At 46.3% G+C, this 23,581-nt stretch carries 19 protein-coding genes; 1 reads left to right on the forward strand and 18 read right to left on the reverse strand.

The window, feature by feature from the left end; genetic code table 11:
• Positions 1 to 108: 108 nt before the first annotated feature.
• The 18 genes from L1D37_RS13975 to pilM all read right to left on the reverse strand — a co-directional run bounded on the left by L1D37_RS13975 (position 109) and on the right by pilM (position 20,818).
• Complete coding sequence (locus L1D37_RS13975; RefSeq protein ID WP_239848274.1) at positions 109 to 900, reverse strand: DUF1338 domain-containing protein; 792 nt, start codon at positions 898 to 900, stop codon at positions 109 to 111.
• 214 nt (positions 901 to 1,114) lie between these two features.
• A complete protein-coding gene (gene astD / locus L1D37_RS13980; protein ID WP_239830776.1) occupies positions 1,115 to 2,572 on the reverse strand; it encodes a succinylglutamate-semialdehyde dehydrogenase in 1,458 nt (485 codons plus the stop codon).
• A 39-nt stretch (positions 2,573 to 2,611) separates the two neighbouring features.
• Entirely contained in the window at positions 2,612 to 3,631 is a 1,020-nt protein-coding gene (astA, locus tag L1D37_RS13985; protein WP_016796008.1) for an arginine N-succinyltransferase, read from the reverse strand.
• Between the two features lie 107 nt (positions 3,632 to 3,738).
• Positions 3,739 to 4,950 carry an aspartate aminotransferase family protein gene (locus tag L1D37_RS13990; RefSeq protein ID WP_017632103.1) on the reverse strand — a complete coding sequence of 404 codons (1,212 nt, stop codon included), beginning with the start codon at positions 4,948 to 4,950 and terminating at the stop codon, positions 3,739 to 3,741.
• Positions 4,951 to 5,414: 464 nt separating this feature from the next.
• On the reverse strand, positions 5,415 to 5,993 hold the full coding sequence (locus tag L1D37_RS13995) for an aminodeoxychorismate/anthranilate synthase component II (RefSeq protein ID WP_239848275.1): 579 nt from the start codon (positions 5,991 to 5,993) through the stop codon (positions 5,415 to 5,417).
• A gap of 200 nt (positions 5,994 to 6,193) precedes the next feature.
• The gene (locus L1D37_RS14000; RefSeq protein ID WP_239848276.1) at positions 6,194 to 8,788 is read right to left on the reverse strand and encodes an ExeM/NucH family extracellular endonuclease; all 2,595 of its coding nucleotides are present in this window, start codon (positions 8,786 to 8,788) and stop codon (positions 6,194 to 6,196) included.
• A gap of 385 nt (positions 8,789 to 9,173) precedes the next feature.
• Positions 9,174 to 10,190, reverse strand: a complete 1,017-nt coding sequence (gene trpS, locus L1D37_RS14005) for a tryptophan--tRNA ligase (protein WP_016796005.1) — start codon at positions 10,188 to 10,190, stop codon at positions 9,174 to 9,176.
• A gap of 151 nt (positions 10,191 to 10,341) precedes the next feature.
• Positions 10,342 to 11,028, reverse strand: coding sequence for a phosphoglycolate phosphatase (locus L1D37_RS14010; RefSeq protein ID WP_239848277.1), 687 nt, complete (start codon positions 11,026 to 11,028; stop codon positions 10,342 to 10,344).
• Positions 11,029 to 11,146: 118 nt separating this feature from the next.
• The gene (rpe, locus tag L1D37_RS14015; protein WP_239848278.1) at positions 11,147 to 11,821 is read right to left on the reverse strand and encodes a ribulose-phosphate 3-epimerase; all 675 of its coding nucleotides are present in this window, start codon (positions 11,819 to 11,821) and stop codon (positions 11,147 to 11,149) included.
• 204 nt (positions 11,822 to 12,025) lie between these two features.
• Entirely contained in the window at positions 12,026 to 12,871 is an 846-nt protein-coding gene (locus L1D37_RS14020) for a Dam family site-specific DNA-(adenine-N6)-methyltransferase (RefSeq protein WP_239848279.1), read from the reverse strand.
• Positions 12,872 to 12,940: 69 nt separating this feature from the next.
• Complete coding sequence (locus L1D37_RS14025; RefSeq protein WP_239848280.1) at positions 12,941 to 14,458, reverse strand: AAA family ATPase; 1,518 nt, start codon at positions 14,456 to 14,458, stop codon at positions 12,941 to 12,943.
• Positions 14,459 to 14,537: 79 nt separating this feature from the next.
• Positions 14,538 to 15,626 (reverse strand): 3-dehydroquinate synthase, encoded by a 1,089-nt coding sequence (gene aroB / locus L1D37_RS14030; RefSeq protein ID WP_017061124.1) that lies wholly within the window; start codon positions 15,624 to 15,626, stop codon positions 14,538 to 14,540.
• Positions 15,627 to 15,651: 25 nt separating this feature from the next.
• Positions 15,652 to 16,170 carry a shikimate kinase AroK gene (gene aroK, locus L1D37_RS14035; RefSeq protein ID WP_009848907.1) on the reverse strand — a complete coding sequence of 173 codons (519 nt, stop codon included), beginning with the start codon at positions 16,168 to 16,170 and terminating at the stop codon, positions 15,652 to 15,654.
• A 176-nt stretch (positions 16,171 to 16,346) separates the two neighbouring features.
• Entirely contained in the window at positions 16,347 to 18,065 is a 1,719-nt protein-coding gene (locus tag L1D37_RS14040; protein ID WP_239848281.1) for a type IV pilus secretin PilQ family protein, read from the reverse strand.
• Between the two features lie 35 nt (positions 18,066 to 18,100).
• Entirely contained in the window at positions 18,101 to 18,619 is a 519-nt protein-coding gene (locus L1D37_RS14045; RefSeq protein WP_239848282.1) for a pilus assembly protein PilP, read from the reverse strand.
• Complete coding sequence (gene pilO, locus L1D37_RS14050) at positions 18,606 to 19,217, reverse strand: type 4a pilus biogenesis protein PilO (protein ID WP_239848283.1); 612 nt, start codon at positions 19,215 to 19,217, stop codon at positions 18,606 to 18,608. The genes L1D37_RS14045 and pilO overlap by 14 nt, the downstream gene beginning before the upstream one ends.
• A complete protein-coding gene (locus L1D37_RS14055) occupies positions 19,210 to 19,809 on the reverse strand; it encodes a PilN domain-containing protein (RefSeq protein WP_239848284.1) in 600 nt (199 codons plus the stop codon). The genes pilO and L1D37_RS14055 overlap by 8 nt, the downstream gene beginning before the upstream one ends.
• A complete protein-coding gene (gene pilM / locus L1D37_RS14060) occupies positions 19,793 to 20,818 on the reverse strand; it encodes a type IV pilus assembly protein PilM (RefSeq protein WP_239848285.1) in 1,026 nt (341 codons plus the stop codon). Before pilM ends, L1D37_RS14055 begins: the two co-directional genes overlap by 17 nt.
• A gap of 151 nt (positions 20,819 to 20,969) precedes the next feature.
• Here pilM and L1D37_RS14065 point away from each other — a divergent pair, with 151 nt between their 5' ends.
• On the forward strand, positions 20,970 to 23,531 hold the full coding sequence (locus tag L1D37_RS14065; protein ID WP_239848286.1) for a PBP1A family penicillin-binding protein: 2,562 nt from the start codon (positions 20,970 to 20,972) through the stop codon (positions 23,529 to 23,531).
• The last annotated feature ends 50 nt before the right edge of the window (positions 23,532 to 23,581 follow it).

Raw genomic sequence — 23,581 nt, forward strand, 5'->3', positions numbered from 1 at the left:
AAATGCAAATTTGGTGGCTTTTTTATTATCTGTTTATCATGCCTCTAGACCTGAATGAGTAAAGACATGACATTAACGCCGAGTCAGTAAAACTCAGCCGTTAACAGTTTAACCATTGGTGCTTTCGAAGATCTTGTCCGCCGATGCTGCAACAAAACCAGTGTAAAGCTCACCATTCGCCATCGCATAACGCTTAGCGAACTCATAGAAGCCTCCAGGAATCATCTCATTGCCTTCAACAAATGAAACTGGCACTTTGTCTGCCATTGTTGATGATTGCTCTAATAAGACCTCTGGAGAGCCTTTAACTTCACCACCAGATGCATTGATAGTGAAACCCGATTCGCTCAGATAGTCATTCACGGCCTGAACTTCATCAAAGGCGTTGAGTTGATTTACGCTCACCGTAAAGTGGTTGGCACCGTAACCATGAGCCGCTAACCAAGACGCGTATTCACTCTCTTTTGCGAGCACTTGGAAATCTGCGAAGCTTAAATCCCAAAGGCGTCCACCAAACAGGAATTCATGACCTTGTAGTTTGCTAGCATCGACTTGCTCAACTAGCTTAGCAACGATCTGTTGTAACTCACTTGAGCACTCTTCTACCTTCAACTCACTGATGAACACTTTCGGCTGTTTTGGGTCTGGGTGCTCGTAATGCTTCGCGACTAGCTTCTTGCTCTCAAACAGATAATCGCCACACGCTTTATAACCTAGCTCAAGGAAAGGCTTAGCCAATGTTTCAATACCCAGCGGAGCAACATTAAAAGTACGCAGCGCAATGTGATCGTTGATCAGCGCTTCGTCTTCTTTCAGCAAGTGGTGTACTTTCTCAGCCGATGGACAAAGCCTATGAATGTAATCATCCCATAGTGATTTAAAGAGTAGATCGGGCGTCATGGTGACTCCTTGTCAGAGGTTCTAGCAAGCTAGTGATTTGGATTAGAAAGGGAGAGGCTGGACATAGAGTCAGCAGCCATCAGCCTGTGACATACTTGTTCTATTATTATCTACCGCCCAATCTTGATGCTGAGCGTGGTTAAAACAAGGAAGCGATACGCCGCTTCCTTATCTCATAACTAATGAATGAGCCTTAGCTCAATATCCATCTAAACTACAGCTCGATGCCCGGGCTAAACGTAGCTGGTAGTTGAGTTTCACCACCTTCCATTGAAGCCATTGGGTAAGCACAGTAGTCCGCCGCATAGTAAGCACTTGGACGTAGGTTGCCAGAAGCACCCGGACCACCAAATGGTGCATCACCACTTGCGCCTGTGAGTTGGCGGTTACGGTTAACAATACCCGCACGGATATGGTCAACGAAGTATTCCCACTCAGAATCGTCTGTCGATACTAAACCAGCAGACAAACCAAAGCGTGTGTCATTCGCTAGTTCAACCGCTTGCTCAAGTGACTGGTAACGAACCACTTGTAGCAATGGACCGAAGTACTCTTCATCTGGTAGTTCAGCAATGTTGGTTGCATCAATAATACCCGGAGAAACAAACGCCGCTTCACCCGCTTTTGCTTCTACTAGGCTTACACCACCTAGCGATTGCAGATTCGCTTGTGCGTCCAAAATAAACTTAGCAGCGGCTTCTGAGATCTGTGGGCCCATGAAGGGTGCAGGCTCAGCAAAAGGCTGATCAACACGAATCTTTTGCGTAGCCGCGACCAGCTTATCGATCAGTAGGTCACCCTTCTCGCCAACAGGAACATACAGGCGACGAGCACATGTACAACGTTGACCAGCACTGATGAACGCCGATTGAATAATGGTGTATACCGTTGCATCCGCATCACCGTATTGGTCACTGATCACCATAGGGTTGTTGCCGCCCATTTCTAGTGCCAGCATCTTGCCCGGTTGACCCGCGAATTGACGATGCAGGATATGACCCGTATTCGCACTACCCGTAAATAACACGCCATCAAGACCTTTAGCATCAGCCAGTGCGATGCCAGTCTCTTTAGCGCCTTGCACTAGGTTGATTACGCCAGCAGGAAGACCCGCTTCTTGCCATAGCTTCATAGCAAACTCACCCGTCCAAGGCGTCTGCTCTGAAGGTTTGAATACTACAGTGTTGCCCGATAGCAGAGCTGGAACAATGTGACCGTTAGGTAGGTGACCTGGGAAGTTGTAAGGGCCAAATACCGCCATCACGCCCAATGGACGATGACGAAGTACGATTTGGTTGCCAGCCGCTTCACGTGAAGCCTCACCAGTACGCTCGTGGTAAGCACGGATAGAGATAGCGATCTTGCCCGCCATTGCGCCCGCTTCAGTGCGAGTTTCCCAAATAGGCTTACCCGTCTCTTTTGCGATAATTTGCGCGATCTCTTCGCTGTTCTCTTTCACTTTTTCCGCGAACTTCAACACGATCGCTTCGCGCTCAGCAAAGCTCAGCTTTTTCCAAACTAGAAACGCTTCACGAGCCGCTGCTACTGCAGATTCAACCTGTGCTGGTGTTGCACTATCACCTTGCCACACTACTTCGTTGTTGTATGGGCTTACTGATGTCATGGCGTCACCTTGACCTGCCACCCATTGTCCTGCTATCCACTGAGTCATACTTCTATCCTTAAAATCTTCGACAGATAATCGCCGCTCTTATTGAGCCAACATGCGAACGTATTCGCCTTCTTTTACTTCAAGAGCGCTTGCTACTTCAGATGATAAAATCACTGTGTCGCTTGCTTGGTCATACGCACCTTTCGCGGCTACTGCGCGGAAGTTCTCAAACGAGGTATTACCAATTAGGAAGTCTTTAGAGCTAGAGTGCTCTGCAATTTGAACCTGTGCTCGAATTGAGTGACGCACCGATTCGATGTTTCTAAGATCACACTCAACCGTCGGGCCCGCATCAAAGATGTCGACATAACCACGGTTAGTGAAACCTTCACGCTCCAGCAACTTAAGTGCAGGACGTGTATTGTCATGTACCTCTCCAATCACCGCCTGAGCTTCTTTGCTCAGTAGGTTCACGTAGATAGGTAGCTTTGGCATTAGGTCAGCAATGAAGCCTTTCTTGCCAATACCGGTTAGGTAATCGGCAAGCGTGAAATCAATCGAGAAGAAGTGCTCTTGCAGCCATTGCCAGAAAGGAGAGTTGCCTTCAGCATCCGAGACACCACGCATCTCAGCAAAAATCGTTTTCGAGAAACGCTCTGGGTGCTCAGACATGATCAAGAAGCGACACTTCGACATCAAACGACCATTCAATCCACCACGGAAAGCCGGACGCAAGAACAACGTACAAATCTCGCTGCATCCCGTGTAGTTGTTACCGAAAGTCAGCAGCTTCACGACGTTATTCACGCCAAGCTTTTGCGATGAGTGAACTACTTTACTGATGTGGTAAGAGTAAAATGGAACATCCCAGCCAATTGAAGCTTCAATGCCGGTGGTACCAGCAACTTCACCGGTTTCAGTGTCGAAGCCAACCATTAGGTAGCCTTCGTCACCGGGTTCAGTCACATCTTGTTTGGCAAAGCTGTATTCAGAGTGAGTAATACGGTTAGTTAACAGTTCTTCGTTAACCGGAAGAGATGTGAATCCATGTCCTGACTCAACGGCGCAGGTATGCAGCGCATCGTAATCAGATAGTTTTATTGGGCGAACAACTAGCATCAATATTCCCTCCAGATGCAAAATAGGCCCAAAACCAGAAGCTTGGGCCTTTAGCAGAACGTCATGGGATCGCTCTAGTGGCGATCATTCCTATGACGCCGCTCAGGCTAAACTAGCGTAGCGATTGCTTTGTCTAGTTTTGATAAGCCTTCTTCAATTTCTTGTGTAGTGATAACCAGTGATGGAGTAAAACGAACCACGTTTGTACCCGCAACCAATACCATCAAGCCTTGTTCGCCTGCTGCTACTAATACGTCACGTGCACGTCCTTGCCATTCGTCGTTGAGTGCAGCACCTAACAATAGGCCTTTACCACGAACTTCACTGAAAATTTGGTACTTGTCGTTAATCTTAGCTAGGCCATCGCGGAACAGAGCTTCACGCTCTTTCACGCCAGCCAGAGTTTCAGGTTGGCTAACTACATCAACAACCGCTTCTGCTACCGCACACGCCAGTGGGTTACCACCGTAAGTAGAGCCGTGTGTGCCAACTTTTAGGTGTGTCGCAAGTTCAGAGGTTGTAAGCATTGCGCCGATAGGGAAGCCACCACCTAGAGATTTTGCTGTGCTCAAGATGTCTGGTGTTACACCTAGACCTTGGTAAGCATAAAAATTACCAGTACGGCCATTACCTGTTTGCACTTCATCAAAGATAAGCAGTGCATTGTGTTTGTCACACAGTTCACGAACTGTGTTCACGAATTCAGACGTTGGAGAAATGATACCGCCCTCGCCTTGCAGAGGTTCCATCATGATGGCACAAGTGCGATCAGAGATGTGCGCTTCTAGCGCTGCAATATCATTGTAAGGCAGGTGAGTCACATCGCCCGGTTTAGGACCGAAGCCATCAGAGTAAGCTTCTTGACCACCCACCGTTACAGTAAAGAAAGTACGACCGTGAAAACCTTGTTTGAATGCAATGATTTCAGATTTCTCAGGACCGTGAACATCCGCCGCCCAACGACGAGCTAGCTTTAGAGCTGCTTCGTTCGCTTCCGCGCCAGAGTTTGCAAAGAATACTTTTTCAGCAAAACATACGTCTGTTAGCTTTTTCGCTAGACGCAGTGCAGGTTCGTTGGTCATCACGTTACTTAGGTGCCAAATCTTGTTTGCTTGCTCAGTAACGGCGTTAACCATTGCCGGGTGACAGTGACCCAAACAGCTCACAGCGATACCACCAGCAAAGTCGATATACTCTCGGCCTTGTTGGTCCCAAACGCGTGCGCCTTCCCCTTTTACCGGGATCATTTCCATTGGGTTATAACAAGGCACCATCACCTCATTAAACAGACTACGTTCTACTTTATTTTCCACTGTCATCGTACATTCCTTCTCGATACCGCAAGCTTCGCAAATAAGCGTAATGGTTCATAAGTGAGACAAAGATATTTTGTCTCGCCATAATCCCGCTGCAGCATTATATTTACATTTAATTAACCTTTTCAATAGTAGATTATTCTTTAGCCATCCCTAACAACCAGCTAAACGTCACTACCTATGACTATTTATGCATCAATTAATCTGTTTTATGAAGCTTTTTTTACCTAAACGTATAACCAGCAATAGCAAAGCCTTACTGGCACAGCGGTATATAGGGTTCGAGAGGAAATAAGGCGAATAATTTTGCATAGGCTAAAAACTTAGCGAAGCGAGAGAGAAATGTTATAAAAAGTGATCGGCGTCAGAGGGAGAGAGACGCGTAAAGCCCGAATTTAAACGCTTAACGAATGGACTGACAGGTTTAACTGGCCTATTTAGACGGGGAAAGGGTCAAATTTAAACACTTAGCGTGCTAGGAAGTTAGCGAGAAGCTGGTGTCCTTGCTCTGTTTTAATCGATTCAGGGTGAAATTGCACCGCATCAATTGGCAAGGTTTTGTGTTGATAACCCATGATTTCATCCATGCTGCCATCTTCAAATTCCGTCCAAGACGTCAGTTCAAAGCAGTCTGGTAGCGTGCCATTTTTCACCACGAGTGAGTGGTAACGTGTCACGGTCAATGGGTTGTTCAATCCTTGAAAAACACTCTTACCATTATGGCGTATCGGAGAGGTTTTACCGTGCATCACTTGTCTGGCTCTCACCACTTCCCCACCAAACACTTGAGCAATGGCTTGATGACCAAGACACACACCTAAGATCGGCAACTTACCCACGAAGTGCTCAATGACTTGCAGAGAGATTCCCGCGTCATCCGGCGTACAAGGACCCGGCGAGATAACAATGTGGCTAGGATTCAGCGCTTCGATACCTACGATATCAATCTCATCGTTGCGTACAACTTTTACAGTTACCCCTAACTCACAGAAATACTGATACAAGTTATAAGTAAAGGAGTCGTAGTTATCGATGATAAGTAACATGGGTCGAAATCGTTTGCTAAATACTAAAGGATTGGGAGATATAGGGGCGGTATTGTGCAATACCCATAGCGAAAGGCAAGTGGAAACTGCATTTCGCCAATAATTAAGGCCAACCTAGGTTGACCTTAATTGTTTACAGATAGCCTTAAGCTATCTGAATTGGCTTGCTTGTATGGCTTGCCAATCTACTGACGATTTAGCTACTTACGACGACGCCACATTGCTAGGCCAAACAATGACATCAATGCACCCAAGCCGAATGAACCGCCAACTCTTAGCTCAAGAACCGCAGGATCATGATCCGATGAACGGAAGTGATCTTGGTACTTAGGCAGATCGCCTTTGTACTCTTCGTTGTAGTCAAACAACGTCGATTCACCACCGTTAATGTGCCAGTCCGTTGCATCCACCACCATGTCTTTCAGGCTGTCGCTGATCAACAGGTGATCCAGTGCGCCCACTTCGTCATTGTATGAGTAGCTCCAGCTGTCTGGGTGCTTTTGAGCTACAGCATTAATGTAACCGTAGTTCTTAGTAATCACCGCACCGCTATCACCAAACTGTTCAACACCATCAATGTAAGTGTTACGAGCCGCTTTGATTTGTTTGCCGTATTTCTCTTCAGAGTAATCCGTTAGCACCAGCATTGGATCTTCCATGCCGTACGAGTTCATATCACCTAGGATCACTTTGTGACCTTTGATGCCATCGAGCGCTTCACCCAGTGCCACCGCAGCAGCTACGCGGAAGTTCTCACATGAGCCTTGCTTATCGGCATCAACACCACCCTGACCGCCCTGCTCAACCGGTGCTGCATCTTCCCAACACTTAGAGCCTTTCGATTTAAAGTGGTTAATCGCTACAGTGAGTTTCTCTTTAGTGCCTTTAACTTTAAAGGTTGGCGCCAATGAGTCACGCTGGTAGTTCTTACCGTCTTCAATCACCTTACCTGAATCGTCTAACACCTCTGGTGCTTGTTGGCTTGGCATCGCGATAACGCGGCTGTCTTTAAGCTTCACTACCTTCTTACGGTAGATAACACCTGTTGTGATAACGTCGGTACCAATAGAGTCCATCTCGTCGGTTACGCCATCTTCATTTGAATCAACAGCGACAAACGTATAACGGTCTTTCTTACGCTCAATGCGATCATTCAACTGATTCACAAGCTGCTGAATGGCAGAACCTTCACCAAAGCCGTTGTTCTCGATTTCCATCAAACCAATGATGTCAGCGTCTAGACGAAGAATCGCGTTCACAATCTTCTCTTGCTGCATTTCAAACTCAGTGATGGTGTTTGCGCCACGGTTGTTGCCGTGCTGGTTCGCATCACCGCCAAATGGAGAGTTGAAGTAGTTCAGCACGTTGAAGGTCGCGATACGCAGGTCACCTTCATCCATGTTTGGCTTGTCAGTACGTGGGTCGTTACGAACAAAGTTTTCAGCCGAGATCTGGTTAGTTGTAATTAAACGGTATTCACCGTAACTGTAAGTCAACACACCTTCTAGGCCGACAATGGTGTCATCGATACGAATGTAGTCTTCGGTCGAACCATCTTGGTCGATGTCGGTACGACCAAAATCTGGGTAGAAAGGAACTTGGCCATCACCCGCTTTTTGATCCGTTTCTACGAAAAGACGACGATCTGCGTTGTCTTGAGTTTGCTGCTTCGCTTCATCAGAACCTGCGGCGAAAAGCTGGTTCGGTTGCATGTTGATACGCTCATGCGCCAATACCATGTTGTTGCGACGACCTGCGTAATCATAACCAAAGGTACGCGTCACACGCATATCAAGCGCTTCGGTTGTTTTTACCAACATGCCTTCGTAACGTTCAAGCGTTGCAGCGAAGTTCTCATCACTGTCTAGCGCTTCAATCGCCGTCGCTTCAGGGGCTTGTTGTTCGCCCTGCTTTAGCCATTGGTTGTTTTCAACTTTAAGCTGAGTGTGGCTGTAGTATTCTTGAACCTTACCTTTCACACACACCACATCGCCTGCAGCTAAGTCTGAGCTTGATTGGTTAGTGTGAATAAACAGACCTTCAGAAGTGCTTGAATTGAAGTCATCCTCAAGCGCTTGCAGATAAAAGCCTTTGGTTAGGCCCGTTGTCACTGCGCTAACCACGCCTTTTACGAAATACTCATCGTCGGTGATATACGGGTAGCCATCAATGAATGGCGATGTCGCGCCCTCACCTTGGATTTCTTGAATGGTGGTGAATACTGGGTCAGAGCCATCTTGCGTACAAGCGAATGCTTCTGGTAGTTCCACACTGTCTAGTGAACCTAGACCTTCAATGCTGTCTTTTGGTAGCGATACCCACTGTGAAGCGTCAAACGTCGCCGATGGTGTTTGCTCAGCACGAACTAAGGTGACGTCTTTGCCCCAGTCCACATCGCCCATCACACCAATCATATCCAGCACGCTTGAGTCTGAATTTAGGATCGCCAGTGGATCGTCGCCATTATGATTAGCCAATGAAGCATTGAGAATGTCAGCGACTGCCTTAATCTCATCACTGGCACTGGTATGAGCAACAACAAGCACCTCACCGGGCGCTAAAACGTGGCCGTCTAAAGGTAAAGTGGCGCCCCATGATCCGTTGCCATTGGCTGACTTAGCCAGTGAGTAACCATCTAAGTTAATGCTGCTATCGCCGTTATTGGCGATCTCAACCGCTTTGTTGTAGCTGCCGCCTTCCACATATTGTGAAATAAACAAATCAGCGTGTGCGCTTGTGGTTAACAAGCTACCAATTGCCACTGCTAGCAATGAAGGTTTGTGTAAAAGAGCCATCCGTTTCACCTGAGTTCATTGATTTATAGTCACTGCCATCTATGGGCAGTCATGTATTTTGTGGTAACTATCAGGTTTATTTATGAAAGGAATAAGTCAGTTGGCAAGAAAATGAGGAACTTATCACTTTGGAATCATCAATTGTTTGGCACGTTATATATTTCCAACATATATAGAAATGAGTATGAATTTATAAAGTCTAGAAGTGATGAATAAGATCATCGGCACAGCATTAACATGATGGATATGCTAGCCAGATACTGCGTAAATTATCAATTCAAACAAGGGGTTTTCGAGGAAGGCAAATGGAATGGGCATTAAAAAGCCCAAAGTAAACAGAAGCTACTTTGGGCTCAAATTATCAAGCGAGTTGTTTTAGTTCACCCTATGGGCGAGTAACAAAACCTACTGCTTCGTATGCTTTTTTCAGTGTTACTGCAGCACGCTCAGACGCTTTTTCAGCACCCGCTTTCATTACTGCGTCCATGTAAGCACGGTCAGCACGGATACGGTGGTATTCAGCTTGAATCGGCTCAAGCATCTCAACCAATGCTGCGCCTACATCTTTCTTGAATGGACCGTACATCTCAACGCCTTGGTATTGCGCTTCGATCTCTTCAAACGTTTTGCCTGTCGCTGCTGAGTAAAGACCCATCAGGTTAGAGATACCCGCTTTGTTTTCCCAATCGTGAGCAATACGTGGCGGTGTTTCTGCATCAGTTTGCGCTTTGTTGATCTTCTTGATGATCGACTTAGGCTCTTCTAGCAGAGTAATTACGTTCTTACGGTTGTCATCCGACTTAGACATCTTCTTAGTCGCGTCTTGCAGGCTCATTACACGTGCATTCACTGTTGGAATGTAAGGTTCTGGCACTTGGAAGATTGGTGTTTCTGGACCGTAGATGTTGTTGAAACGAGTTGCGATATCACGCGCTAGCTCTAGGTGTTGTTTCTGGTCGCTACCTACTGGCACTTGGTGAGCACCGTAAAGCAGGATGTCTGCAGCCATCAACACTGGGTAGTCGTATAGGCCTACGTTTACGTCGTTTGAGTGACGTGCAGACTTATCTTTAAACTGAGTCATACGGCTCAGTTCACCCATTTGTGTGTAACAGTTAAGAAGCCAACCAAGTTGAGCATGCTCTGGTACGTGTGACTGAACAAATAGCGTGCTCTTCTTTGGATCAACACCGACAGCAAGACAGATTGCTAGTGCGTCTAGAGTCGCTTCATGCAGTGCTTTCGGGTCTTGACGAACCGTAATTGCGTGAAGGTCTACAACACAGTATTGGCAATCGTAATCATCTTGCATCTGTTGCCATTGACGTAGAGCACCCAAGTAGTTACCGATACTTAGTTCACCAGATGGTTGAACACCACTCAATACGATGGGCTTGCTCATGGTTTTAATTCCTTTGCTTATTCGCTAAGTTTATTGAACGCTTAGCTTCTTAACTTAAATATAGAAAAGCCGCACAGCTCTTTCTGCGCGGCTCAACCAGTGTACTCATTGATAAGTATTTTGCTAGTGGGTTAGCTAACTTTTGTACGCTTTATGCTGAAACTAGAACGACATCTAGTAATTGAGCAACGTTATCCGCCACATAGTCAGGGTTTGATGCTGAAATTGGCTCACCGTGATTGTAGCCGTAAGTCAGACCAAACGAGTGGCAACCCGCATTCTTCGCCGCTTTGATGTCGTTGCTCGAATCACCAACCATCAACATCTCTTCCGCTTTAACGTTGTGCTTTTCTAGCAACCAGTTCAGCGCTACTGGGTTTGGTTTTTTCTCTGGGAAAGAGTCGCCGCCCAAGACATCAACAAAGTACTTATCGATACCGTGTTGCGCCAGAACGTCGGGTACAAACTTCGATGGCTTGTTCGTCACAAGTGCCATAGTGAAACCTGCTTTATGTAGTTCAGCCAGCGTCTCTTTTACTGATGGGTAAAGGTGGCTCAGCTTGTGGCCGCCCTGCTCGTAAAAATCATCAAACAGGATACGCGCTTTCTTCAGCAGTTCAGGCTCTAGGCTTGGGTCAACGGTTAGGTTACGGCTAAGTGAGCGCCCGATAAGCACGTCAGCGCCATTGCCAACATAGTCACGAACTTGTTCTTCACTCACTGAAGGGAAGCCCAGCTCCTGACAAGCTTGGTCAGCAGCAACAGCCAAATCAGGCACGCTGTCTAACAAGGTTCCATCCAAATCAAAGGCGATCAGTATTATTGAGCTTAATGACATCTTACTTTCCTATTAATTATATTCGTCTTATGTGTTGAGCAATAAGACGTAAAAAAGGGGCCAATCAGCCCCTTTATCTAAATTTTTGATTTTAGGTCAACTGACCCTAGTTCTACTTTTATGCGTTAACTTTTGCAAGCTCTGCACGCATCTCATCAATCACTTCTTTGTAATCTGGTTGATTGAAGATAGCTGAACCTGCAACGAACATATCCGCACCCGCTTCTGCGATTTCACGGATGTTATCAACCTTCACGCCACCATCAATCTCAAGGCGAATGTCACGGCCTGACTGATCAATTAGCTTACGAACTGCACGGAGCTTATCTAGCGTGTGAGGAATGAAAGATTGACCGCCGAAGCCAGGGTTCACAGACATTAGTAGAATCATGTCTACTTTGTCCATAATGTAATCTAGGCAAGATAGTGGTGTTGCAGGGTTAAGAACGACGCCCGCTTTACAGCCGTGTTCTTTGATTAGCTGTAGAGTGCGATCGATGTGCTCTGATGCTTCAACGTGGAAGGTAATCATTGATGCACCCGCTTTCGCAAACTCAGGCACAATGCTGTCGACTGGCTTAACCATTAGGTGAACGTCGATAGGAGCAGTAATACCGTAGTCGCGCAGCGCTTTACAGATAGGCGCGCCAAAAGTCAGGTTAGGTACGTAGTGGTTGTCCATCACATCGAAGTGCACAACATCAGCACCAGCTGCCAACACTTTTTCTACATCTTCACCAAGACGAGCAAAATCTGCAGACAAAATCGATGGAGCGATTAGAAAATCTTTCATACCAAACCTCTTAAGAGTGAGTAAATTGCGAATGTCACCGCCTTGGTGCTCTCTCATACACAAATACAAGACTCGAGCCCAAGACTATTTGGTGTGCAATTCTACCTAAGCACCTAAGCAGATCCTAGCAGTTCGAAAGATTAGTTTAAGAAAGTATCCGTTGGTCACTCAATTTAATGAGTTTAGAGGCGATTCTGACCAGACCTATTCCGCTGATACGTGTTGCAGGTTTTTCTCTTTATGGAAAAGCGCCAGTAACTCATCAACTTTATTACGCCCAGCGCCGTTACGGCTGATGGTGCGCTTCACCTTCACCACGTTCAGCTCCGCACCATGATATAAGCGACGCGTTAATGTCGTATCGTGGTTTGAAATCAAAACAGGAATACCACGTTCCATTGCGGCTTTTTCAGCGACATCAGCCAAAGCTGCCTGATCATCTAAGCTGAAGCCATTACCTGCATAAGAGGTAAAGTTAGCGGTATTTGATAGCGGTGCGTATGGAGGATCACAGTAAACCACGCAGCCTTTGCGAGCACGGCTAAAGGTTTCATGGTATCCCTCACAAACGAAAGTGGCCTTTTTCGCTTTCTCAGCAAAAAACTCCAGCTCAGCTTCTGGGAAGTAAGGTTTTTTGTAAGAACCAAACGGAACGTTAAAACCGCCCTTCTTGTTGTAACGACACAGGCCATTGAAGCCAAAACGGTTCATATACAAGAAGGCAAGCGAACGATACATGACGTTGTCGGTATCGTTGAACTGAGCACGAATATCTAAAAAGGCTTCTTTGCGATTGTTCTCAGGGCAGAACCAGCGTTTCGCTTCCGTGATATAGGTTTCAGGATCGGTTTTAAGTAGATTATACAGGTTGATAAGATCGGGATTGATGTCTGCAAGCAGGTACTGTTCAAAATCAGTATTCAGGAATACTGAGCCGGCACCGACAAACGGTTCTACCAATTTACGAGCAGGTGGCAGGTGACGTTGGATGTCTTCAACTAGGCCATATTTACCACCAGCCCATTTTAGAAAGGCACGCTGCTTTTTCATTTACTGCTCTATCTATCAACTCAAAAATAAGGCTGCGGAATGTAACATATTTTGAGGCTAAGCTCAGGGTTATTTCGCACGTTCTATCTCTCGATGCACTTGATTCATCGATTTTGCCCAAGGTTCCAACTGTTGAAGGGGTTTTGATAACGCACTTACCGCGTCTCTCGCCACTTGAATCGTTGGGTAATCTTGATAAGTGATGATAAACCACTTGGTGTCGTTACGAAGTGTTGGGTAGATACGAACCTTGTTCTCAAGGTCATACTCTTCAATGAAGGATTGCACATCCTCCAATGAAGTCATCGCACTCAACTGCAAGGTATACGCGCGCGGCGAGATAGCTTGTAACTCTTCACGAGCAAAGGAGAAGGTAATCTTTTTGGTCGGTGGTGTTGAATCAGTTAGATCTGATTCTTCATCGACTGTTGGTTGTGGTTCGGCTTGCGCCGCATCAGGTTGTGCACTAACCGCTGCCCCTGTATTTTCCTCAACTGCCGCATCAATCGCTCTAGTATCAGCACTTTCAGGCTTATCATCAAGCAGAGCATCAACCACGTCAGAGGTTATCACAACGCGTTGCTGATCTTGTTCGACTTCTCCGACACTCGCGGTATCTTCAACGACAGTTGGTGGCAGAGACGAGCTATCATCATCGGCACCTTGGTAACTCATGTCGGTTTCAGCTTCAGAATCAACAGCTCCATCGACGCCAGTTTGTTCAGTGCCGCTTTCCACTTCAAAGGTTGGAATAGCCGTCTGTTCAATCGGTGCGATAAGCGACTGCGCTTTATCGTCTGGTGTTGGTTGACTGAACATCCACCAATAACCACCACCAATCAACAACAGCAACAAGGCCACCACAATCGCGATATTGATTGGTGAGCCAATGATTGAGCGAATAATAATCCTTTTTTCCACTTTCAATTCTCCTAAAGCCATTAACTCGCCGGGCAAAGGTTGCGCTTTACTAAACGCACGTCGCACGCGAGTTTCAGACTCATCATCAACATATCGAATCACCAGTGATTCAAAGAAATGTTCAGCTTCTGGTTGCGAAAGGTCATCGATCTCGAGATCGATAGGCTTGTGTGGTTGGCCGTAACTTAGACGTGTTAATAGCGTGTCTAAGTGACCCGTATCCGAGAAGAGAACGATATTGATCGTCCATTGAGGGTTTGATTGAGCTTCCAGTACCAACATCCATAATTCGGATACCAATAGCTCAGAGAGTCTGTGGGCATCATCAACAACTATAACCACATTACACGAATCCCCATCCAGTAACCGAGTGAGGCTATCTGATAAAGAGTCATGTTGATTAAAGAGTGGATCAGAAACTATTTGGCTAAGAATAAGCGCACGGCGTTGTTGATCGTCTTGGCTTGGGTGACAAAGCAGTAAGCACTGATTTTTTTCTGTCGACCACGCTTCAAGATAACGCTGAGCCAACCAAGAACGGCCAGAGCCAGTTTTACCAGCAACCGTGACTAGGTTTGAGCCAAAATTAGTCAAAAGCTGTAAGCGCTCTAGCAGCTCAACTTGAGATTCTAACTCTAATACTCTTAATTCATGAGCCAAACTCATTGGGGATCCCTACTGATAAGATCGATCAGTAAAACGCTTCAGTTGCCTAGAGTTTAACTAGGCAACCTCACAACCAAATTTAAAGAGTACGGCAGAAATCGATCGCTTGTTTAATGATGTCTTGAGGCACATCAGCGACTACTTCAGCAGTACCAATACTTGTTGGCAATACCAAACGTAACTGACCAGACAGCACTTTTTTATCACGCATCATGTGCTTCATAAAGTCTTCAAAAGACATGCTTTCTGGCGTATGGATTGGCAGTTTCGCATTCTTGAGTATAGAAATAATTCGCTCAAGTTGCTGCTGAGAGATCAGTCCCTGTAATTGAGCAGTTTTCGCTGCCATTACAGTGCCTGAAGACACAGCTTCACCATGTAGCCAATTACCATAGCCTAGTTCTGCTTCGATCGCATGACCAAATGTATGACCTAGGTTCAATAACGCTCTGATTCCTGACTCTTTTTCATCTAGAGCCACCACTTCTGCCTTAATTGCACAACAACGAGCAATTGCGGTAATCAGTGCCTCTTCATCAAGTTGATAAAGTTTCTCTAGATTCTGTTCCAACCAATCAAAGAAGGCTTCATCGTAAATGATGCCGTATTTGATCACCTCAGCAATACCCGCTGCAAACTCACGCTCTGGAAGCGTTGATAAACAGTTAGTATCGATGATGACAGATTTCGGTTGGTAAAAAGCGCCGATCATATTCTTACCAAGGGGATGGTTTACTGCGGTTTTACCACCTACAGAAGAGTCCACTTGAGAAAGAAGTGTCGTTGGGATTTGAATGAAATCAATACCGCGCTGGTAACAAGAAGCAGCAAAACCGACCAAGTCACCGATAACACCACCACCTAAAGCAATCACCACCACATCGCGGCTGTAATTTCCTTCAAGCATGTAGCTCATCACTGAATTGAACGTTTCAAGGGTTTTGTACTGTTCACCGTCTGGCAACTCTAAAAGAGAAGTCTGACAGCCAACTTGATCCAATAGCGATAAAATTTTATCAGCATAAAGAGGCGCTACTGTCACATTACTGATAACAACAACTTTCTGTTTGCCTGATAAAAAAGAAAGGTACGCCGGGTCTTCAAATAACCCGGCGCCAATAGAGATTGGGTAGCTACGCTCAGCTAGATTGACCGTAATCCGTTCCATGGGTTTGCTCTCCGAAAAAATGAACTTAACGTTCTTCTAGCATTTTTACGATCTGGTTGGCTACCACTTTTGCACTTTGGTCGTCAGTACGAACTGTGTAGTCCGCCACTTCTTCGTATAGTGCGTTGCGAGATACAGCTAGATCTTCTAGCACATCACGCGGGTTGTCTGTTTGAAGTAGAGGGCGTTTCTTGTCGCGGTTAGTGCGAGCAAGTTGCTTTTCAATTGTTGTCTCTAGGTATACAACAATGCCTCGTGCAGATAGACGGTTACGGTTTTCTTTGCTCAGCACTGAACCACCGCCTGTCGCAAGAACAATACCTTGTTCTTCTGTCAGATCGTTGATTACAGATTCTTCGCGCTTACGGAAACCATCTTCGCCCTCAACATCAAAAACCCATGCGATGTCTGCGCCAGTGCGCTCTTCGATCACAGTGTCAGAGTCTAAAAACTCCATATGAAGTTGGGAAGCTAGGTGTCTACCAATTGTACTTTTGCCGGCGCCCATTGGGCCAACAAGAAAAATATTGCGTTTCTCAGCCATGTTTTTAGCAGTAATTTACAACGTTAATTCAATGACATCGCCACAAGGTAGGTCAGTACAAGTACTGAAATTAAAAGGCCCGTGGCACCGATTCCTCACAGATAATTCGTGATAAGACCCGAAATTATCAAGGTTAGGTGCCACTAATGCAACTTTATTTTTAATCTAATTGTTCATTACTGAATCACAACTTTAGGCGTGACAAAAATAAGCAGTTCACTTTTGCCCACATTTTCATAGCTACGACGGAACAATGCACCTAACAAAGGTAGGTCTCCTAACACAGGAACTTTATCGACTGTGCTGCTCACGCTGTGTTGGAATATCCCACCAAGCACGACCGTTTCACCATTATTAACAAGCACTTGCGTACCGATTCTTTGGGTGTCTATCGCGACCGCTTCCCCAGTTCCGGTTTTTACCACTTGGCCGGGTCTATCTTGAGTCACACTCAAATCCAACACTAAGCGATTGTCGGGCGTTATCTGAGGCGTCACTTTAAGACTCAATACCGCTTTCTTAAATGCGACCGACGTAGCACCACTTGAAGAGGACTCTAAGTAAGGAATTTCAGTACCTTGCTCAATATAAGCGGGCTTTTTATTGGTGGTGATTAAGCGTGGGCTAGAAATGATCTCTGCTTTCGACTCTTGTTGCAGTGCCGACAGTTCAAGGTCGAGCAACGTATCCGAGCCAAGTTTGGCCACCTGAAACGCGATGCTTGATGCATTCGGCGATGTCGCCCCCAAATTAACGTTGAGGTAGTCATCAATCGCACTATTACCGCCATCATCGTCATATGGTGTTATTTGTGATGGATGGTTGCCTTCTATTGAACCGCCAACGGTGAAGCTTCCGTTGGTCGAGGAAACACCCCAGCGCACGCCAAGCTCATCAAGATTACCCTCAGTGACGGTCACGATACGCGCCTCTATCTGTACCTGCTTCACGGGGATATCCAAGGATTCAATGATGCCTCGTATCACGGCGATGTTCTCTTCCAACTCACGAATCAATAAAGAGTTAGTGCGCTCATCAATAGTAATCGAACCACGATCAGACAACATACTCACCGCCCCCTCACCGCCAATCATGTCAGCGATGTCGGTGGCTTTAGCAAAGTTGATCTTGATGATTTCCGATTTGAGCTCGCCCAACTCCTCTTCCAAACGAGATTTCTCGAGCGCTTGCTGCTCTCGAAGATCCAACTCAGCTTTCGGTGCAACCAAGATGACATTGCCATCCACGCGCTTATCCAATCCTTTAACTTGCAAGATAATGTCGAGAACTTGCTGCCAAGGTACGCCATCTAAACGTAAAGTCAGGTTGCCCGCGACCGAATCAGACACAACAAGGTTGAAGTCGTTGTAGTCAGCAATCAACTGAAGAACGTTTCGTACTGGGATATCTTGGAAGTTAATTGAGATCAGCTTGCCCTCTTTCTCTAGGATGCTTTTCTCAACTGTCGTTTCATCGATAACCGGCTTGCTGATCACTACCTCAATGAAGCGACCTTTTAGATTGTATTCATACTGGTAGTCATTATTGATGGTTGCGAGAAGCCGAGTGCTCGGTGTCTCTTTGTAGACTTCAATCCCTTCAACTAAGGTGGCGAAATCTTTCACATCCAGAAGGTAAAGTTTATCGTCATCAACCTGAGTATTGAGTAGTTCTATACTCAAACCTTCCTGAGCACGCTGTACATCGACCACCGCTGTACTGGTGGCCAGTTCAATAATAATGACGGCGTCTTTATCCTTATTAACCCTAAAATCAATATTCTCTAATTTATTAGGCAAGCTCTCTGCGTGGCTGAGCACGCTAAAAAACAACATCACAGACACTGCAAAACCTTGTAGAGCCTTGCTCACTAATCGACTTATTCCTTTATTCATATTTACATCTCATATCCACATCATGTGACATTGGTTTACTTCAGAGCCAGCCTAACGTTGCGCTTATGCCAACAACCTAAGCCATCTGGAAGAGTTTCATTAATCTGAACGTACTGGCTCGTCACCTTAGTAACTCGGCCATTGTTTAGGCCGATAAACTGGCCTTTTTTGACGTTTACCACGTTGCCTTTCGGTGTTTGCACTAGCCCAAACACACTTGACCCACTGCCCATCACGCCTCTCAAACGCAACTTGCTGAGTGGGTACTTCTCTAACTTTCCGTTACGAGAGCGGGTGCTGGGTTGCCAGCAGTCTTTCTTAACCAAGGGCTGATTTTGCACAATGGCTTCTTTAGGAAGTTCAAAGGGAGGACGAAAGGCTCGGCGCTGATAAGTCGCAGCCAAGAACTCAGTCGCAGGGACAAGTTGCTCGACGTCTTTTCTCGCCTTGGCTTCAACCTGCACTACAAAGTCTTCGAGTGAGTCTTGATTGGCTTTGCAGCCTGACAGCGCAAGCAGCAACGCTATTGAGTAGAGCACGCTATTGGGTTTCATCATTGACCTCCGATTTAAACTGGTAGGTATAAGCTCGAACCCTAAAGTGCAACGTGCTGCTTTCTTGGCTAACTCGCTGCCAGTTCACATCATCAAAGCTAATGATGCGCGGCAGCTTGGCGATGGCGGCAGAGAAATCGCCTATCTCATGGTAGTCACCCGTCAGTTCGATATTGAGCGGTAAACGATAGAGGAACTCCTTGTTCTGCTTTTGTCCCCAATCGATTCGAGTGAAGGTTAGCGAATTATCCAAGCCGAGTTCATTCACAGACGCCAACATACTGGCCAGCTCTTTTTGAACTGGTAGCTGCTCCAACAGGTAATCGTAGCGACTGGTTAGCTCATCCAACTGGCTCTGCAACTTAGGTAGGGCTGCAACCTTATTGGCCTTTATTCGTAGGGTTGTCTTTAAGGTTTGTTCTTGTTGCTTCATCTGTTGCAGTTCATCGTCGAGTGGCAACACATAGAGCCAAGTGCCGACACCTTGGATTAATATCACCAACACCAGAATGACTAAGAGCTGAGGCAGCAACGGCCACTCGGTGATCTCATCAACATCAAGATCCTGAAAACTCATCCAATTTTGAAGGTTAGCCATGATTCGCCTCCTTCCCTTTACGGTTCGCCGTGGTGCTTTCTAAAGAAATAGGACTGAACACAAAAGAGACCTTGAAGGTCTGAAACTCTTTATTGAAGCGCTTGCGGTTATGAACGATAGAGTGCATCTCAACCCCTTCCAGAGAATCAGATCGTTCTAAGTTGTCCAACATAGTGGCGAGACGAGCCGTACTGTCGCTGATGCCCGACATTTCAATCTCCTGACCATTCATCTTTATCTTGTCGACATACACGCCCTCAGGGATAAGCTCCGGCATCAGGTTCATGAAGTCGGTGGTCTTATTGCGGCCAAGCTGCAAAGACTCCACCACATCCAGTCGAGTGAGAATGGCTTTGTGCTCTTGCTCGGCGACTTTTAATGACTGAATCTGTCGATCAAGCTCAGCGATGTATTGATTGAGATAATTAAGGCGCGCTTGCTGCTTGGCTTGTTGGTCGTGAAAGTAGTTACCGACCACCCATTGCCCACCAAGCGCAATGATGACACCGAGAATAACCAAATGAACGAAACGCTTCTTATGCTGAGCACGAATCTCATCGCGCCAAGGCAGCAGGTTAATTTGATGCAACATGCTTTTCTCCCTGCCACTTGAGCCCACTCATCGCCATACCTGCGGCAATACCAAAGTGTTGCCAGTCCATTGGCAATCGGCGTCGCTTCGCTACTTTGTTCTCAAACAGAGATAAAGGATTAAGCGACTCACAGCTCAGCTGAAAATGGCGCTCTAGCTCTTCAGTGACCATCGGGATGCTCGCACCCTCACCCATTAGCCAGATCCCTGAAATAGGCTGAAGTGCATTGACTGAAGAATAGAGCTGCAACTGACGCTTAAGCTTTTCGATTAAATTGACAATAAATCGGTGAGTATCTTCAGCCGTGCCGAACACGCCTTCTATATCACTCGGGTTATCCGAGCTGCGAAGATCTTGAGTGCCAAAAGCGATGTCTTTATAGAAGGGAGTTGAATTCTGCGGGATAACCCCTAACGAGGTTTGGTCGATTCCAACATCCACCAGCAACCAGTTCTTCTTATCGGGATACAAGCGTGATGCCAATTGCCAGATATTGAGTAGCCCATGTGCCTGCGTATCCACGACCACAGGTTTAAAACCCGCTTTAGTTAGCGCATCAGCTCGACTATCGACCACTTCCTTGCGAGTGGCATACACCTGATAACTGCTTGTCGATCCTTTGCCAAATCGTTTGTCTTCCAGCTTTACAAAATCTAAACTCAGCTCCTCGATAGGAAAGGGAGACTGGTGAGCGAAGGTTTGATAGATCGAAAACTCTTTTTCTCTGTCTTCTAACTCACTCTCTATTTGCAGTACTTTGCTGATCACTGTGTTATCGGGTACCGAAATGGCGACGTTGCGACAGCCAAAAGGCAGTCCTTTCCTAAGTTCTTTGAGTTTCTTAACAGTTTTCTGATACTCCAAAGTATGGTTAGCTGTAAAAATGTCGTCCGAAATCGGCAGCTCTTTGTATCCCACTAGGGCATACAACTCCCCCACGGGTTTTAGTACCACGGCTTTGATGCTGTGATGATTTATATCTATACCTGTAATTAATGATGAACCCATGTGACCTAGCTCCTGAAGTGCCAAGCATTTCGTTGATTATCTAGGGGTTGTGATTATTAGTTAAATAAGCGTTAATAAACGAAAGCTAAGTTTTTAGCCTAGAGTACAAGGGTTTGCTGCTTATCAGCCTTAACTAATCAGGGATTATCCGGTGAAGTTCATAAAGCGATTATTCATATTTACATTGATTTGCATGATTCTTGGAGTCAGTACAATTTTCGGGTTTTATTATTACGTAAAACCAGAGTTGCCTGATGTTGCCACTTTGCGCGACGTAGAACTCCAAACGCCGATGCAAGTCTTCAGTCAAGACGGTAAGTTGATCTCTCAATTTGGTGAAAAGCGTCGTAATCCAGTCACTTATGATGAGATTCCTCGCCACTTAGTTGAGGCTTTGATTGCTACCGAAGATAGCCGTTTCTACGAACACCCGGGTATTGACCCAATCGGTATTACTCGTGCAGCGATAGTGGTTGCTATGTCGGGTTCTGCAAAACAAGGTGCGAGTACCATTACTCAGCAGCTTGCGCGTAACTTCTTCTTATCTAATGAGAAAAAGATCATGCGTAAGATTAAAGAGATCTTCATTGCGATCCACATTGAGCAACTGCTTAGCAAAGAAGAGATCATGGAGCTATACGTAAACAAGATCTTCCTTGGTCACCGTTCATATGGTTTCGGCGCAGCAGCGCGTGTTTACTTCGGTAAAGATCTTCCGGATCTAACCCTGAGTGAGTTAGCTACACTTGCAGGTATGCCAAAAGCACCATCGACAATGAACCCTATCTATTCTGTTGAACGTGCAACCAACCGTCGTAACGTTGTATTACGTCGTATGTTGGACGAGAAATACATCACTCAAGCAGAGTTTGATGAGGCTCGCAGTGAAGAGCTTATCTCGAAGTACCACGGTGCAGAGATTGAACTCAGCGCGCCTTATGTTGCAGAAGTTGCACGTGCTTGGATGGTGGAACGCTATGGCGAAGCCGCTTACACATCAGGCATGAAGGTCTACACGACCGTTGATTCGAAGCTACAGAAAGCAGCGAACCAAGCCGCGATTAAGAACCTGCTTGGCTACGATGAGCGTCACGGCTACCGTGGTGCTGAAAAAGTCTTATGGCAAACCGAGCAATCTGCTTGGGATCATGAAAAGATCGTTAAACACCTTAAGTCTCAGCCAACCTATGGTGACCTAGTCCCTGCGGTTGTGACTTCAGTTGATTCGAAAAGCGCTCAGGTTTGGGTTAAAAACCAAGGCGAAGGCACCATTGAATGGCAAGGCATGAACTGGGCTCGTAAGTTCCTAACAGACAATCGCCAAGGCCCTGCTCCTTCGCAAGCAAAAGAGATTCTTGCTGTTGGTGAGCAAGTTTGGGTTCGTCATGAAGCCGTAACAGGCGACGAAGTCTCTGAAGAGCCGACAGAAGAGTCAGCGACAGCAGAATCGGAAACACCTGTTGTTTGGCGTCTAAGCCAAGTGCCAAATGCAAACACGGCATTTGTGGCAATGAACCCGAACAACGGCGCAGTATTGTCGATGGTAGGTGGCTTCAACTTTGTTCACAACAAGTTCAACCGTGCGACGCAATCTATTCGTCAGGTTGGTTCTGGTATCAAACCATTTATCTATTCAGCAGCGATTGAGAAAGGCTTAACACTGGCTTCACTGATCAACGATGCACCGATTAACCAATGGGATAAGAGCCAAGGTACGGCATGGCGACCAAAGAACTCACCACCTACCTACGTTGGCCCGACTCGTTTACGTATTGGCTTAGCTCAATCGAAAAACGTAATGGCAGTACGTGTGCTGCGTGAAGTTGGTTTAGATGACACTCGTAACTACCTAACTCGTTTCGGTTTTGATATTGATGAAGTGCCTCGTTCAGAAACCATTGCTCTGGGTGCTGGTAGCTTAACGCCAATGAAAGTAGCGCAAGGTTACTCAGTATTCGCGAATGGCGGTTACTACGTTGAACCTTTCTACATCAGCCGCGTTGAGACACCATTTGGTGAAACTGAGTTTGAAGCGACACCGAAAGTGGTGTGTAAAGAAGATTGCAAACAGACTATTACCGCAGATCCAATGGCGGATGAGTTTGCAGAGCAAGACGTTGATGCTGAAGTGCAATACGCACCTCAAGTTATCTCTGAGCAGAACGCTTTCCTTGTTCGTGAAATGATGTACAGCAACATCTGGGGTGGCGGTGACTGGAGCCAAGGTACGGGTTGGAATGGTACAGGCTGGCGTGCTCAACCATTGAAGCGTCGTGACATTGGTGGCAAAACCGGTACGACCAACGACTCGAAAGATACTTGGTACAGCGGCTACGGTCCTGGCATGGTTGCAACGGTATGGGTTGGCTTTGATAACCACAACCGCAACCTAGGTCGCACTAAAGCGAACTCTAACCTTGGTAAGAACCAGATTACTGGTGCAGAAGCTGGCGCAAAAACAGCAGAACCTGCATGGGTTGATTTCATGGGTACTGCACTCGCAGGCGTTCCGGCTCAACGTAAAGAGATTCCGGAAAACATCGTCCGCGTTCGTATTGACCGTGATACTGGCTTACTGACCAACAAGTTCGATAGCTCATCAATGTTCGAGTACTTCGAGAAAGGCACTGAGCCTACCGAGTACATCACCGAGCGTTTCAATGATGACATCTACTCAACCTCATCAGGTGAAGCCGTAGAAGAGCTGTTCTAACTAGGGTCTGTTGAACCCAGTAACATGAACCAACAAAAAGGGTTGATATG

Origin of the sequence: Vibrio sp. Isolate33, assembly GCF_022397895.1 — a bacterium.
Taxonomy (GTDB): domain Bacteria; phylum Pseudomonadota; class Gammaproteobacteria; order Enterobacterales; family Vibrionaceae; genus Vibrio; species Vibrio pomeroyi.